Here is a 13,521-nt window from a genome sequence, read left to right on the forward strand (position 1 = left end):
GGGATGTGCGGGGGGTGGAGGATGAGGATGAAGTCTGGACAGGGGGCTGTGCGAGGTAGGCGGCCATGATGCTCCCTACACGCCGTCACCGATCCCGGCGATGAGATCCAATGATTCTTCGGGCGGGAGGGCATGCGCCTGCATCGTACGGAACGCGGCGCAGTACGCCTCAAGGTCTTCTTTCCGTTCCAGATAGAGGCTATTCGTCAAATGGTCGAGAACGACCAAATCCAGATCAGCAATATGCGGGAATGAGAAAACGACGAAAGGCCCGGTGAGTCCGACATAGCCGCCCCCGGTGAACGGGAGCACCTGGAGACAGACCTGCGGCAGCGCGGCCAGCTCGGACAGCCGGCGGAGCTGATCCCGCATCACCCCCGGACCGCCCACCTCGCGCCGGAGCACCGCCTCGTCCAGCACGGCGTACAGTTCGAGCGGCGCCGCGGAGTGCAGCACCTCCTGCCGGGCGAGCCGTACCTCGACGAGGGAGTCGACCGTCGTGGCGGGCAGGCCGTCCAGCGCGGCGCGGGTCACGGCGCGCGCGTAGTCCGGCGTCTGGAGCAGTCCCGGCACCACCGAGGTCTCCAGCGTACGGGCCGAGGAGGCCTGGGACTCCAGGCTGATGAAGTCCCGGTAGCGGGGCGGGATCACCCCGCCGTACGCCTTCCACCACCCCGGGCCGCCGCCCGTGATCCCCGCCAACGCGCCCAGCAGCGCCCGCAGTTGCGGATCCGAGATGCCCAGCGCGTCCAGCAGCGCCGCCAGGTCCTCGTCCTTCACCCCGCTGACGCCCGTCTCGATCCGGCTCACCTTCGACTGGTGCCAGCCGAGCAGCCGCGCCGTCTCGCCACTGGTGAGCCCCGCCCGTTGGCGCAGCCTGCGCAATTCCTCCCCGAGCCTGCGCCGGCGTACCGCCGGAATATGCCGCATGATTAATTCCCTTCCCCGAACCGCTCCGGTAAGCGTCTCGTACGCGCCAGGGCGCCGCGGCGGAGAAGTTATCTTTTCGCCGCCCAAATACGGTCTCGCGTAGCAGAGTTCACCACTTCGAGCGACAGATATATGCAGATCTCGGTGGATCGGCGATGTGAACGGCAGGATGAGTGGCACGCTGAGCACAGTCCGAGGCCGTCCGCGCAGTCATCCGCACTGCGCCGGAGTCAGGTCCGGCGGGAAAGGGACGGCGTCGCCATGGCAGACCATCAGGAAGCATCCATCACGCTGCCGAGCGATCCCGCGTCGGTACCGGCGGCCCGAAGATATGTCGCGGACCTGCTGACCGAGTGGGGTCTGCCGGGGGAGGCCGAGACGGCCGACGCCGTGCGGCTGATCGTGTCGGAGCTGGCGACCAACGCGGTGCAGCACACCTTCGGCCAGTCGCCCACCTTCACCGTGGAGATCGTGCTCGACCGGGACGAACAGCTCAGGGTCGGAGTGACGGACAGTCATCCCCGCTGGCCGCAGCGGCTGCCCGCGGCCGTGCAGCAGGACAATGGCCGCGGCATGGTGATCGTCCGCTCGCTGACGGCGGAGGGCGGCGGACAGGTGACGGTCACACCGACCGCGGAGGGGGGCAAAACGGTCTGGATCGCACTGCCCTGGACGGTACCGGTCCAGAGCTGACGCTTCAGGCTCTCGTACGGCCTTCCCCGTACGGCCTTCCCCGTACGGCCTTCCCCGTACGGCCTTCCCCGTACGGTCTTCCTGGTATGGCATTCCGCGTACGGCTTGGTTGCTTCGTACGGCTTGGGGGGGGGACTCCCTGGACCGGCCGGGCGCGCACCGGCCGGTCCGGGCATGTCGTGCCGGTCAGTTCACCCGGCCGTAGAGGACGCCCCGGGACCAGATGCGTTCGAGCCGTACGAGCGCTCCGGTCTTCGGCGAGTGCCAGATCTTCCCGCGTCCGGCGTAGATACCGACGTGGTAGACGTAGCCTCGCGAGTGGAAGAACACCAGGTCGCCCTTGCGCCGGTGCGAGGCCGGGATGTGGCGCGTCTTGTTGTACTGCTGGTGGGCGGTGCGCGGGAGCTTCTTCCCCGCCTTCTTGAACGAGTAGAGCGTCAGGCCCGAGCAGTCGAAGCGATGGGGCCCGGTGGCACCCCACTGATAGGGGGAGCCCTCCTTGGAAGCGGCCACCCGGAGGGCCTTGGCGGCGCGTGTGGCGGCCTGGGCCTCGGACGTGGCGCCGGGCGCCAGTATCGTGCCGCCGACGGCCGCGATCGTGAGGACCGACACGGCACCGGCCCGGGACAACAGAGACGGGACATTTGTCTGCGCATTCATCGCGCAACCCTTCGTCAGCCGCCTGTGAAGGATGACCTGTCGGGTTCGGACAGGCGAAGATGCCCGGCCGCGTCAGCGGCTTCACCCCAAGAGACGGCCTCGTAACGAGCTGCGTGGCCGTCCCGTACTGCTCGGGTCCTCCACTCCTGCCGATCCACTCCTGTCGACCAGTCATCCGGAACGGCGGCAGGACTCGGCGTCCGCCCGGACCGCCCCGCCGTGGATGGCGGGGGCTTGTCGTCCCAGGGATCTTGGCCCGTAATCAGATGAATTCCGAGGAGAAACGACGCTATGTGAAGTTCGTCACGCCTGTTCCAATCGGGTGGCGGAGCGGTGTGTCGTTCCGGGGCCCCGGACCCCGATGAGTGCCGTACCTCGCAGGCAGCCGGGGTGCGCTTCGCGCGTCCGGCCGCCCCGCGCAACTTGACTCCCCCCGCGCGTCCCGTCGCGCCGTACGTCGTACGGGCCAAGCGTTCCCGTACGGACGCCCTCCATACGGGAACGGACGGGGGGTCATGGCGTGTCGGGGCTCATTCGGTGACCTCGGGTGGCAGCGCCACGCGCCCGGCGCGCCGCTCGCCGTCCAGCACCCGCAGCGCGCGGACCAGCGTCGCGCTGTGCAGCTCGGTCTCGCCCCGCGTGTGCATCGCCGTCAGGGCGTCCCGCAGGGCCGTGGCCTGGGCGGGCAGCGCCTGTGCCGCCCGCAGCGCGCTGTACGTGTCCGAGCCGCGCGCCGGGCTGATCCGCCCCAGCAGATCGACGACCTGGAGGAAGCTGTCGACGAAGTCCCCCTCGGCGCGGGTCAGGGCGGGCAGCGGCGGAAGTTCGGGTGACGGCATCGGCGTGTCACCGGCTGCCGGGAGAACCGAAGGGGCGTGCCGTGGTGAGGGACGTCTTGCGGTTCTGGACCACATGATCGACCAGACCGTACGCCTTGGCGTCGGCCGCTGTGAAGATCCGGTCCCGCTCGATGTCCTCGGTGATCCGTCGCTCGCTCTGGCCGGTGTGCCGCGAGAGCAGCGACGCGAGCACGGCGCGCAGCCGCAGCAGTTCCTCCGCCTGGATCACGAGATCCGACGGCTGCCCCCTGACCGGCTCCTCGATCGCGGGCTGCTGTACGACGACACGCGCGCCCGGCAGCGCCATCCGCTTCCCGGGCGTGCCGGCCGCCAGCAGGAGGGCGGCGGTGGAGGCGGCCTGGCCGAGACAGGTCGTCTCCACATCGCAGGTGACGAGCTGCATCGTGTCGTAGATCGCGGACATGGCGCTGAGCGAGCCGCCGGGGGAGTTGATGTAGAGGCTGATGTCCCGGTCGGGCGCGGCGTATTCGAGATGCAGGAACTGCGCGATCACATCGTTGGCGGCGGTGTCGTCGACGGCGGTGCCGAGGAAGATGATCCGCTCGTCCAGGAGCTTGGAGTACGGATCGAGCGTGCGGAACCCGCCGGAGGTGCGCTCGGTGAACTCGGGCAGGACATAGCGGGCCGAAGGACGGTGCATCGGATACCTCTCCCCAGGATCTGGTACGCAGGGCTCTGATACGTAAAAAATGTACAGGACGTACAGGCCGTTATGATGGGGAGCATGGCCTACGAGATTCCGGTGACGCAAGCCCGGGCAGAGCTCGCCGATCTGATCAACCGTGTGGTGTACGGCGGTGAGCGAGTGGTCGTGACCCGGCACGGGAAGCCGCTTGTCGCGCTGGTTTCCGCCGCTGACCTGGAGCGACTCGAAACGGAGCGGGAGGTGGCGGAGGAGCGGGTGATCAGCGCGGTCTCCGCGATCCGGCCCGCGCCGTCCGCTCCGGGCGAACGGCGGCGTTTCGGGATCGCGGCCGAACACCGGCCTTCGGAGCACAGGCCGGAGCGGGACTAGCCGCTGCCCGGAACGAGGGCCGGCCGGAGAAGTCCTCGACGGAAAGGCCCCCGACGGAAAAGCCCTCGATCACCGGACCGGCCGTCCGGGCCTGTCCGGTGATCAAGGGCTGATGCCGCGGTGTCAGCCGGCCAGGGCCGGTTCCGGGGTGCGGGTCCCGGATTCGGCGGGGGCGGGCCCCCGGCGGCGGGCGCCGGCCAGCACCGCCGCCAGACCGGGCCCCGCCCACAGCGCGAGCGTCAGCAGCGCGGGCCCCGCAGCGGCGCCGTCGAAGAACGCCACCGAGCGGATCAGCGTGCCGCCCGCGCCCGGCGGCAGCAACTGACCGATCAGACCGGTCGGCTCCGGCAGCAGCTCGGGCGCGCTCGTCATCCCCGAGAACGGATTGCCCAGCAGCACCATCAGCAGGCCCGAGATCCCGAGCCCCGCCTGTCCGATCAGCGCCGCGAGTCCGGCGGCCGCCGCGCCGATGGCCAGGACGGTCAGCCCGAACGCCCCGGCCTGGGCCCACCAGTCGCCGGTGATCACCCCCAGCCAGTTGTCCGCCATCGCCGTGGCGATGATCCCGACCAGTGCCGCCGCGCCGACCAGGGTGAGCACGGCGCGCGTGCCGCGCAGCCCGAGCAGAGTCACCACCGCGCCCGACGCGACCCCCGCCAGCGACATCGGCAGAGCGCTTGCCCCGAGCGCGCTGCCCCGGGGATCCCCGGCGGGCGCCGCGACCACATCGGTCACCGGGATCTCCGTCCCGGCGGGGGCCCGGGCGGTGACCGCCTGGGTGAGCAATTGCGCCACCACCGGGCTCGCCGCCGTCGCCGTCAGCAGCCTGGGCCCCTTCGGGGTGACCACCACCGCGCCGTATACGGCCCGGTCCTCGATGGCCGTACGGGCGGCGGCCTCGTCCTCGTACCGGTGAAGCTCGAAGGCGCCCGCCTGCTCCGCGAACCCCCGCTCCAGCGGGGCCACGGCCTCGGCCGGGCCGGCCAGTCCGACCGGCAGGTCGCGCGGGGCGATACGGGCGGCGGGCCAGGCGAAGGCCCACAGGGCCAGCGCCACGGCGACGGGGACCAGGACCAGCACCGCGATCATGCGCCGGGTCGCGGCGGTTCCGGACGGGGCCGGAGCGGACATGCTGCGCCTCGATTCAGGGTTTGTCGGGAGGGGAATGGCCTGGGCCGCTGGCCCGGGCGGCAGAGCCGGGAAGTAAAAAGAAGGATCGTTCGTTTTGCTCGTACCGCCACTGTCTCCGGCTGACCGGCGCTTGTCAAGAAGGAATGTTCGTTTTACATTGGCGACATGGCCCGCGTATCCCAGGAACACCTCGACGCCCGTCGCCGCCAGATCATCGAGGGCGCCGCGCACTGCTTCGCCCGTAACGGCTTCCACGCCACGTCGATGCAGGACGTCCTCCGCGAGGTCGACCTCTCCGCAGGCGCCGTCTACCGCTACTTCAGCGGCAAGGAGGAGCTGATCGGGGCCATCGTCACCGAGGTGCTGAATCTCATCAGGGACGCGTTCGAGGAGGCCGCGCTGCGCCGCCCGCCCGAGCCGCCGGACGTCGTGGTCGGCAAGGTGATGAGCCGGGTCCTGGGCGGTGGCGTCGTGCCGAAGTGGGAGACCCCGGCCGACTTCGCGCGTCTGCTGATCCAGGTGTGGGCCGAGACGCTGCGCAACAAGGAGCTGGCGGCGGTGCTGCGCGAGGGGTACGAGAGTGTGCGCGCGGCCTGGATCAAGGTCGTCGAGGCGTATCAGGAGGCCGGACTGATGCGCGCGGACGTCCCCGCGGCCGATGTCGCCAGGACCATGATCGCCGTCTGCCAGGGATTCGCCGCCCAGGAGGCGCTGTTCGGCGACGGCTCCCCCGTGGTGCCCGTCGAGGTGCTCCAGAACGGTGTGCGGGGTCTAATGTCGATGGGCGGTCGGGAGATCAGTTAACGCGCCGGAAAAATGTGCGCCCTACCGTGCGAGGCCGGACCACGAGCATCCCGGTCGTGATCCGGCAGAGCGCCGGCATCGGCCGGGGTTCCGCTGCGCCCGGCCAGCCACCGGGCCGGAGACGATGAGGTGGAAGCGTGCAACTGAGCCCGCACGAGCAGGAACGGCTGCTGATCCATGTGGCCGCGGATGTCGCGGCCAGGCGCAGGGCCCGGGGGCTGCGGCTCAACCACCCCGAGGCGGTCGCCCTGATCACCGTGCACCTCCTCGAAGGCGCCAGGGACGGGCGTACGGTCGCCGAACTCATGGCGTCGGGACGGAAGGTGCTCTCCCGGGCCGATGTCATGGACGGTATTCCCGAGATGATCCACGACGTCCAGGTGGAGGCCACCTTCCCGGACGGCACCAAGCTGGTCACCGTCCACGACCCGATCGTCTGAGGAGGGCGCGCCGATGATTCCCGGAGAGATCCTGTACGCGGACGAGCCCGTGGTCCTGAACGAGGGCCGCGAGGTCACCCGGCTCACCGTGCTCAACGCCGCAGACCGGCCCGTCCAGGTCGGCTCCCACTACCACTTCGCCGAGGCCAACCCCGGTCTGGAGTTCGACCGCGCCGCCGCGCGCGGCAAGCGGCTGCACATCGCCGCCGGCACCGCCGTACGCTTCGAACCCGGCGTCCCGGTCGAGATCGCGCTCGTACCGCTCGCCGGTCTGCGGGTCGTACCGGGCCTGCGGGGCGAGACCGGAGGGTCCCTCGATGACTGAGCTGTCCCGCGCCGTGTACGCGGATCTCTTCGGCCCCACCACCGGCGACCGGGTCCGTCTCGCCGACACCGGTCTGCTGGTCGAGATCGAGGAGGACCGCTCCGGCGGACCGGGCCGTGCCGGGGACGAGGCGGTGTTCGGCGGCGGCAAGGTGATCCGCGAGTCGATGGGCCAGTCCCGTACGACCCGGGCCGAGGGCGCGCCCGACACCGTGATCACCGGCGCTCTGATCATCGATCACTGGGGCATCGTCAAGGCCGACATCGGCGTACGGGACGGCCGTATCACCGGTATCGGCAAGGCCGGGAACCCCGACACCATGGACGGCGTCCACCCCGATCTGGTCATCGGGCCCGAGACCGAAGTCATCGCGGGCAACGGCAGGATCGTCACCGCCGGTGCGATCGACGCGCATGTCCACTTCATCTCGCCGACCGTCGTCGAGCAGGCACTGGCGACCGGTATCACCACCCTTGTCGGCGGCGGCACCGGACCGGCCGAGGGCACCAAGGCCACCACCATCACCCCCGGACCCTGGCATCTCGCCCGGATGTTCGAGGCGTTGGAGACCTTCCCGGTCAATGTCGGGCTGCTCGGCAAGGGCAACACGATGTCGCGCGAGGCGATGCGTTCCCAACTGCGCGGCGGCGCCCTCGGGTTCAAGATCCATGAGGACTGGGGCGCCACGCCCGCCGTCATCGACGCCTGTCTGAGCGTCTGTGAGGAGTCGGGCGCCCAACTCGCCATCCACACCGACACCTTGAACGAAGCGGGCTTTGTCGGGGACACCCTCGCGGCCATCGCGGGACGCACCATCCACGCATACCACACCGAGGGCGCGGGCGGCGGGCACGCCCCGGACATCATCACCGTCGTCGGCGAGCCGTACGTACTGCCCAGCTCCACCAACCCGACCCGGCCGCACACCGTCAACACCATCGAGGAACACCTCGACATGCTGATGGTCTGTCACCATCTCAACCCGGCCGTGCCCGAGGACCTCGCGTTCGCCGAGTCCAGGATCCGGCCCTCCACCATCGCGGCCGAGGACATCCTGCACGACCTCGGCGCCATCTCGATCATCTCCTCCGACTCCCAGGCCATGGGCCGGGTCGGCGAAGTGATCACACGCACCTGGCAGACCGCGCATGTGATGAAGAAACGCCGGGGCGCCCTGCCCGGAGACGGCCGCGCCGACAATCACCGGGCACGCCGCTATGTCGCCAAATACACCATCAACCCGGCGGTCGCCCAGGGCCTCGACCACGAGATCGGCTCGGTCGAGACCGGCAAGCTCGCCGATCTGGTGCTCTGGGATCCCGCCTTCTTCGGGGTGAAGCCACAGCTCGTCATCAAGGGCGGACAGATCGCGTACGCGCAGATGGGCGACGCCAACGCCTCCATCCCGACCCCGCAACCGGTGCTGCCGCGCCCGATGTTCGGGGCGCTGGGGCGGGCGGCGGCCTCCGGCTCGGTCAACTTCGTGGCACCGGCGGCCGTTGAGGACGGGCTGCCCGAACGGCTCGGGCTGGTCAAGGAGTTCGTACCGATCGGCAACACCCGGCGGATCACCAAGGCCGATATGCGGGAGAACGACGCGCTGCCGCGGGTCGAGGTCGACGCCGACACCTTCGCGGTGACCATCGACGGCGAGCCGGTCGAGCCGGCGCCCGCCGCCGAACTTCCGCTCGCCCAGCGCTACTTCCTGTTCTGATGGGCACCCCGGACGCGCCTCCGGTGTCCGCGGGCCGGGCCGCGCTGCTGGTGCTCGCCGACGGGCGGTTCCCGGCGGGCGGCCATGCCCACTCGGGCGGCGCCGAGGCGGCCGTCAGGGCGGGGCGGATCCGCGACGCCCGGGATCTGGCGGTGTTCTGCCGGGGGCGGCTGCACACCGCCGGGCTGACCGCGGCGGCGCTGGCCGCCGCGGCGGCCCTGGGCCTCGACCCGCTGGTGCTGGACGAGGCCGCCGACGCCCGCACTCCCTCGCCCGCGCTGCGGGCCACGGCGCGCAGACTCGGCCGGCAGCTCATGCGCGCCGCCCGCGCCACCTGGCCGGGGCCGGAGCTGGACGCGCTCGCCGCCGCCCGGCCGCGCGGGGCGCACCAGCCGGTGGTGCTAGGGCTCACCGCGCGCTCGGCCGGGCTGAGCCCGGAGGACGCCGCGCACTGCGCGGTGTACGAGACGGTCGGCGGGCCCGCCACCGCGGCCGTACGGCTCCTCAGCCTGGATCCCTTCGAGGCCACCGCCGTCCTCGCCCGCCTCGCACCCGACCTCGACCGGGTCGCGGGCCGGGCGGCGGAGTACGCGCGGCAGGCGGAGCGGGAAGGCACCGGCGCGCTGCCCGCCGCCTCCGCGCCGCTGCTCGACATCGGCGCGGAGGCCCACGCGGCCTGGCCGGTGAGGCTGTTCGCCTCATGACCGGCGCCCCGGCGGGGGGACCACCCCGTACCTCCGGCCCCCTATCCGCGCCCTGTACGCCCGACACCTCTCCGTACCGTCCCGACAGGAGTCGCTCCATGCATCTCGACCACAGTCACCAGGGCCCGGCCGCCGTCGGTGCCGACGCCGTGCGGCCCGACGGCAGGCGGCGGGCGCTGCGGATCGGGCTCGGCGGGCCCGTGGGGTCGGGGAAGACCGCGGCCGTCGCCGCGCTCTGCCGGGCCCTGCGCGACCGGCTCTCGCTCGCCGTCGTCACCAATGACATCTACACCCGCGAGGACGCCGAGTTCCTGCTCCGTGAAGCCGTGCTGCCGCCCGAGCGCATCCAGGCCGTGGAGACCGGAGCCTGCCCGCACACCGCGATCCGTGACGACATCTCCGCCAATCTCGAAGCCGTCGAGGATCTGGAGGACGTCGCCGGGCCGCTCGATCTGATCCTGGTCGAGTCCGGCGGCGACAATCTCACCGCCACTTTCTCCAAGGGCCTCGTCGACGCGCAGATCTTTGTCATCGATGTGGCGGGAGGCGACGACATCCCGCGCAAGGGCGGCCCCGGGGTCACCACCGCCGATCTGCTCGTCATCAACAAGACGGACCTCGCGCCGTATGTCGGCTCCGACCTCGGCAGAATGGCCCGCGACGCCAAGGAGCAGCGCGGCGAACTGCCCGTCGTCCTTACCTCGTTGAAGGCCCCGGGCGGTGTGGAGCCGGTCACGGAGTGGGTGCTCGGGCGCCTCGCCGACTGGACCGCAGCGCCCGCCGTATGAGCGTTCGTGCCACCGCACGTATCGTCGCGACCCCCGCCGGATTGCCGGTGCTCGCGGGCGAGGGACCGCTCGCGCTGCGCCGTACCCGCGCCACCGGACCCGGCGCCCGCGTCACCGTCGTCGGCGCGATGAGCGCGCCCCTCGGCGGCGACCGGCTCGCGATCGAGGCGGAGGTACGGGACGGCGCCCTGCTCACCGTGGACTCCGCCGCCGCCACGGTCGCCCTGCCGGGACGCGACGCCGGACCCGCCCACTACGACGTACGGCTGACCGTCGGCGAGCGCGCCGCACTGAACTGGCTTCCGGAACAGCTCGTCTCCGCGTACGGCAGCGACCTCCGGATGCGTACGCGCGTCGAACTCGCCGCCACCGGGCGCCTGCTGCTCCGCGAGGAACAGATCCTGGGCCGCCACGGTGAGGAGCCCGGCACCCTCTCGACCCGGCTCACCGTGCTGCGCGCGGGCCGCCCGCTCCTCGATCAGGAGCTTTCCTACGGGCCCGGAGCCCCCGCCGGCTGGGACGGCGGAGCGGTCCTCGGCGGCCATCGAGCGGTCGGTCAACTCCTGCTCGTGGGAACGGAGTTCGAGGAGAAACCGGCCTCACCGCGGCTGCTGGGGGAGACCGCCGTACTCACTCCGCTGGCCGGACCCGCCGTTCTGATCACGGCCGTCGCGCCGGACGCCCTGCGGCTGCGCCGTGTGCTGGACGAGGCGCTGGACGGCACGGCGTACCGCTGAGCGGGACAGCACGCACCGGTTATTGGTTCGGTAAAGAAACGCCGGTATGGCCTGTTCCCGGCGACGCCACAGACGAAAGGATCCCGGGGAGTCCCATCGAACGCGTTGCCGCAGGCAGCGAAAGACAACAGGGGGAGGTTCCACTTGAGACGCACCGCAGTGCTCGGCTCGGCCGGCACTCTGCTCGCGGGCACGCTGATAGCCGGCGCCATGGCCGCTCCGGCGGCGAACGCCGACGGACGCCGCCACGGCGACCCCGCGGCGTACGGCGCCACGGTCGCGGCGGAACGGGCCGCGAAGGCGGGCATCGACTGGCAGGACTGTCCGGCCGACTGGTCACTGGAGAAGCCCATCCAGTGCGGCTATGTGAACGTCCCGCTCGACTACGCCAAGCCGAACGGCCGGCAGATCAGGCTCGCCGTCGACCGTATCGCCAGCACGGGCACCAAGGACCAGCGCCAGGGCGCGCTGATCTACAACCCCGGCGGTCCCGGCGGTTCCGGCATGGCGTTCCCGCGCCGTGTCGTCACCAAGAACGCCATCTGGGCCGACGCGGCGAAGGCGTACGACTTCGTGGGCTTCGACCCGCGCGGGGTCGGCCGCTCGACCCCCATCTCCTGTGTCGACCCGCAGGAGTTCGTCAAGGCGCCCAAGCTCGACCCGGTCCCCGACAGCGAGGCCGACAAGCGCGCCCAGCGCAAGCTCGCCGCCGAGTACGCGGACGGCTGCAAGGAGCGCAGCGGCTGGATGCTGCCGCACATGACGACGCCCAACACCGCCCGGGACCTGGATGTCATCAGGGCCGCGCTCGGTGAGAAGAAGCTCAACTACCTGGGCGTCTCGTACGGTACGTACCTGGGCGCCGTCTACGGCACGCTGTTCCCGACCCATGTGCGCCGCATGGTCGTCGACAGTGTGGTCAACCCGTCGAAGGAGAAGATCTGGTACCAGGCCAACCTGGACCAGGACGTCGCCTTCGAGACCCGCTTCCAGGACTGGATGAAGTGGGTCGCCCAGAACGACGCGGCCTTCCACATCGGCTCCACCCCCGCCGCCGTCGAGCAGCAGTGGGAGAAGCTGCGGGCCGCCGCCAAGAAGAACCCGATCGGCGGGGTCGTCGGACCCGCCGAGCTGCTCGGGCTCTTCCAGAGCGCCCCGTACTACGACTCCAGTTGGGTGCCCGTCGCCTCGGTCTGGAGCGACTACCTGGCAGGTGACACCCAGGCGCTCGTGGACGCCGCGGCCCCGGACCTGTCCGACACCAAGGGCAACGCCTCGGCCGAGAACGGCAACGCCGTCTACACGGCCGTCGAGTGCGCGGACGCGCAGTGGCCCACGAACTGGCGGACCTGGGACCGGGACAACACCCGGCTGCACCGGGACCACCCGTTCCTGACCTGGTCCAACGCCTGGCTGAACCTGCCGTGCGCCACCTGGGGCGTCAAGCAGCAGACCCCGCTTCAGGTCAAGACCGGCAAGGGACTGCCGCCGGTGCTGATCACGCAGTCCACGCGGGACGCGGCCACGCCGTACGAGGGCGCTGTCGAGCTGCACAAGCGGTTCAAGGGCTCGCGTCTGATCACGGAGCGGGACGCCGGTTCGCACGGCATCACCAACCTGGTGAACCCGTGCATCAACGACCGGGTGAAGGCCTATCTGCTGACCGGCGCGCTGGACAGCGCCGATGTGACGTGCGGTCCGCACGCCACGCCGAAGCCGTAAGGCCGACACGTACGCGTAGCCAGTAAGAGCAGCGCGTACGAGCAGTACGAGCAGCGCGTACGAGAAGCGCGTACGAGTTGGGGGCGACCGGTCCGGCCAGGGCCGGTCGCCCTGTTTCCGGGCCCTGTCAGCGCCGGCGCCGCAGGAACTTCCTCGGCTGCCCGGCCCCGCTCTGCTCGCCCCCGGTCCGCCTGCCCCTGCCCCTGTCCTTGGTCTGCTTGCCGGCCTGTTTGCCCTTCGCCTGCTCGGCCTTCACCTCGGCCGCGTAGCGGTCCACGTACTCCTGCCCCGACAGCCCCAGGATCGCGTACATGATCTCGTCGGTGACCGCCCGGACCGCCGCCCGCTCATGCTCCAGACCGGCGTAGCGCGAGAACTCCAGCGGCTCGCCGAACCGGATGGTGACCCGGCGGATGCTCGGTACCACCTGACCGGGCGGCTGGATCTCGAACGTACCGACCATGGCACACGGCACCACCGGCACCTGCGCTCTGATCGCCATCACAGCGACCCCGACCTTGCCCTTGTAGAGCCGTCCGTCGTGCGAGCGGGTGCCCTCGGGATAGATCCCCAGCAACTCGTCCCTGCCCAGTACCGCCAGCCCTTCCCTGATCGCCGCCCCTCCGGCCTCCTTGCCCGACCGGTCCACCGGGATCTGCCCGGCGCTGCGGAAGAAGAAGGCGGTCAGCCGCCCCCGGAGACCGGGGCCCGTGAAGTACTCGGCCTTCGCGAGGAAGGTGATGCGCCGCTTCAGGATCGCGGGCATCAGGAAGTGGTCGGAGAACGAGAGATGGTTGCCCGCGATGATGGCGGGGCCGTGGGCCGGGATGTGTTCCAGGCCCTCGATCCGGGGCCGGAAGAGCAGCCGCAACAGGGGCCCCAGCAGCACATATTTGAGGACGTAATAGAACACGGGATGCGCTCCTCACTGGCCCGCCGGGCTCCCGGGCTGCCGTTTTCCCAGGTCAGTGGGGGGCTCCGGCGGGTAAGTGTAAGTG

Annotated in this window: 16 protein-coding genes; 10 read left to right on the forward strand and 6 right to left on the reverse strand. The window is 70.8% G+C overall.

Translation table 11 applies throughout. The annotated features are described in order from the left end of the window. Positions 1 to 75: 75 nt before the first annotated feature. Positions 76 to 930, reverse strand: a complete 855-nt coding sequence (locus WH07_RS02225; RefSeq protein ID WP_046494627.1) for a helix-turn-helix domain-containing protein — start codon at positions 928 to 930, stop codon at positions 76 to 78. Between the two features lie 261 nt (positions 931 to 1,191). Between WH07_RS02225 and WH07_RS02230 the strand changes: the two genes are divergently transcribed. Continuing rightward, positions 1,192 to 1,623 (forward strand): ATP-binding protein, encoded by a 432-nt coding sequence (locus tag WH07_RS02230; protein WP_046494630.1) that lies wholly within the window; start codon positions 1,192 to 1,194, stop codon positions 1,621 to 1,623. Positions 1,624 to 1,809: 186 nt separating this feature from the next. On the opposite strand, the gene WH07_RS02235 is transcribed toward WH07_RS02230, so the two are convergent. The 3 genes from WH07_RS02235 to WH07_RS02245 all read right to left on the reverse strand — a co-directional run bounded on the left by WH07_RS02235 (position 1,810) and on the right by WH07_RS02245 (position 3,783). Next, positions 1,810 to 2,283 (reverse strand): C40 family peptidase, encoded by a 474-nt coding sequence (locus WH07_RS02235; protein WP_046494632.1) that lies wholly within the window; start codon positions 2,281 to 2,283, stop codon positions 1,810 to 1,812. 530 nt (positions 2,284 to 2,813) lie between these two features. Further along, entirely contained in the window at positions 2,814 to 3,122 is a 309-nt protein-coding gene (locus WH07_RS02240) for a hypothetical protein (RefSeq protein ID WP_046494634.1), read from the reverse strand. A gap of 7 nt (positions 3,123 to 3,129) precedes the next feature. Next, the gene (locus WH07_RS02245) at positions 3,130 to 3,783 is read right to left on the reverse strand and encodes an ATP-dependent Clp protease proteolytic subunit (RefSeq protein WP_046494636.1); all 654 of its coding nucleotides are present in this window, start codon (positions 3,781 to 3,783) and stop codon (positions 3,130 to 3,132) included. Positions 3,784 to 3,867: 84 nt separating this feature from the next. On the opposite strand from WH07_RS02245, the gene WH07_RS02250 reads away from it, so the two are divergent. Further along, positions 3,868 to 4,158, forward strand: a complete 291-nt coding sequence (locus WH07_RS02250) for a type II toxin-antitoxin system Phd/YefM family antitoxin (RefSeq protein ID WP_046494707.1) — start codon at positions 3,868 to 3,870, stop codon at positions 4,156 to 4,158. A 123-nt stretch (positions 4,159 to 4,281) separates the two neighbouring features. Here the strand turns inward: WH07_RS02250 and WH07_RS02255 are convergent, their stop codons facing one another. After that, complete coding sequence (locus tag WH07_RS02255) at positions 4,282 to 5,289, reverse strand: hypothetical protein (protein WP_046494639.1); 1,008 nt, start codon at positions 5,287 to 5,289, stop codon at positions 4,282 to 4,284. Between the two features lie 165 nt (positions 5,290 to 5,454). Between WH07_RS02255 and WH07_RS02260 the strand changes: the two genes are divergently transcribed. From WH07_RS02260 to WH07_RS02295, 8 genes are all read left to right on the forward strand, one after another. Further along, positions 5,455 to 6,093, forward strand: coding sequence for a TetR/AcrR family transcriptional regulator (locus WH07_RS02260; RefSeq protein WP_046494641.1), 639 nt, complete (start codon positions 5,455 to 5,457; stop codon positions 6,091 to 6,093). Between the two features lie 137 nt (positions 6,094 to 6,230). After that, positions 6,231 to 6,533, forward strand: a complete 303-nt coding sequence (locus tag WH07_RS02265; RefSeq protein ID WP_046494643.1) for an urease subunit gamma — start codon at positions 6,231 to 6,233, stop codon at positions 6,531 to 6,533. 13 nt (positions 6,534 to 6,546) lie between these two features. Continuing rightward, entirely contained in the window at positions 6,547 to 6,858 is a 312-nt protein-coding gene (locus WH07_RS02270) for an urease subunit beta (RefSeq protein WP_046494645.1), read from the forward strand. Beyond that, a complete protein-coding gene (locus WH07_RS02275) occupies positions 6,851 to 8,572 on the forward strand; it encodes an urease subunit alpha (protein ID WP_046494647.1) in 1,722 nt (573 codons plus the stop codon). Before WH07_RS02270 ends, WH07_RS02275 begins: the two co-directional genes overlap by 8 nt. Further along, complete coding sequence (locus WH07_RS02280) at positions 8,572 to 9,276, forward strand: urease accessory protein UreF (RefSeq protein WP_046494649.1); 705 nt, start codon at positions 8,572 to 8,574, stop codon at positions 9,274 to 9,276. The genes WH07_RS02275 and WH07_RS02280 overlap by 1 nt, the downstream gene beginning before the upstream one ends. Positions 9,277 to 9,374: 98 nt before the next feature. Continuing rightward, entirely contained in the window at positions 9,375 to 10,064 is a 690-nt protein-coding gene (ureG, locus tag WH07_RS02285; protein ID WP_046494651.1) for an urease accessory protein UreG, read from the forward strand. Next, a complete protein-coding gene (locus tag WH07_RS02290) occupies positions 10,061 to 10,801 on the forward strand; it encodes an urease accessory protein UreD (RefSeq protein ID WP_046494654.1) in 741 nt (246 codons plus the stop codon). Before ureG ends, WH07_RS02290 begins: the two co-directional genes overlap by 4 nt. Before the next feature lie 210 nt (positions 10,802 to 11,011). Next, on the forward strand, positions 11,012 to 12,523 hold the full coding sequence (locus WH07_RS02295) for an alpha/beta hydrolase (protein ID WP_106409492.1): 1,512 nt from the start codon (positions 11,012 to 11,014) through the stop codon (positions 12,521 to 12,523). A gap of 127 nt (positions 12,524 to 12,650) precedes the next feature. Here WH07_RS02295 and WH07_RS02300 read toward each other — a convergent pair whose 3' ends face one another. After that, complete coding sequence (locus WH07_RS02300) at positions 12,651 to 13,436, reverse strand: lysophospholipid acyltransferase family protein (RefSeq protein ID WP_046494657.1); 786 nt, start codon at positions 13,434 to 13,436, stop codon at positions 12,651 to 12,653. Positions 13,437 to 13,521 lie beyond the last annotated feature (85 nt).

Source organism: Streptomyces odonnellii, assembly GCF_000981895.1.
GTDB classification, from domain to species: domain Bacteria; phylum Actinomycetota; class Actinomycetes; order Streptomycetales; family Streptomycetaceae; genus Streptomyces; species Streptomyces odonnellii.

Coding starts and splice junctions, on each gene's coding strand:
- ureG (WP_046494651.1), top strand. CDS start 9,375: ATGCATCTCGACCACAGTCACCAGGGCCCGGCCGCCGTCGGTGCCGAC.
- WH07_RS02230 (WP_046494630.1), top strand. CDS start 1,192: ATGGCAGACCATCAGGAAGCATCCATCACGCTGCCGAGCGATCCCGCG.
- WH07_RS02255 (WP_046494639.1), bottom strand. CDS start 5,289: ATGTCCGCTCCGGCCCCGTCCGGAACCGCCGCGACCCGGCGCATGATC.
- WH07_RS02295 (WP_106409492.1), top strand. CDS start 11,012: ATGGCCGCTCCGGCGGCGAACGCCGACGGACGCCGCCACGGCGACCCC.
- WH07_RS02275 (WP_046494647.1), top strand. CDS start 6,851: ATGACTGAGCTGTCCCGCGCCGTGTACGCGGATCTCTTCGGCCCCACC.
- WH07_RS02225 (WP_046494627.1), bottom strand. CDS start 930: ATGCGGCATATTCCGGCGGTACGCCGGCGCAGGCTCGGGGAGGAATTG.
- WH07_RS02290 (WP_046494654.1), top strand. CDS start 10,061: ATGAGCGTTCGTGCCACCGCACGTATCGTCGCGACCCCCGCCGGATTG.
- WH07_RS02280 (WP_046494649.1), top strand. CDS start 8,572: ATGGGCACCCCGGACGCGCCTCCGGTGTCCGCGGGCCGGGCCGCGCTG.
- WH07_RS02270 (WP_046494645.1), top strand. CDS start 6,547: ATGATTCCCGGAGAGATCCTGTACGCGGACGAGCCCGTGGTCCTGAAC.
- WH07_RS02260 (WP_046494641.1), top strand. CDS start 5,455: ATGGCCCGCGTATCCCAGGAACACCTCGACGCCCGTCGCCGCCAGATC.
- WH07_RS02250 (WP_046494707.1), top strand. CDS start 3,868: ATGGCCTACGAGATTCCGGTGACGCAAGCCCGGGCAGAGCTCGCCGAT.
- WH07_RS02245 (WP_046494636.1), bottom strand. CDS start 3,783: ATGCACCGTCCTTCGGCCCGCTATGTCCTGCCCGAGTTCACCGAGCGC.
- WH07_RS02240 (WP_046494634.1), bottom strand. CDS start 3,122: ATGCCGTCACCCGAACTTCCGCCGCTGCCCGCCCTGACCCGCGCCGAG.
- WH07_RS02235 (WP_046494632.1), bottom strand. CDS start 2,283: ATGAATGCGCAGACAAATGTCCCGTCTCTGTTGTCCCGGGCCGGTGCC.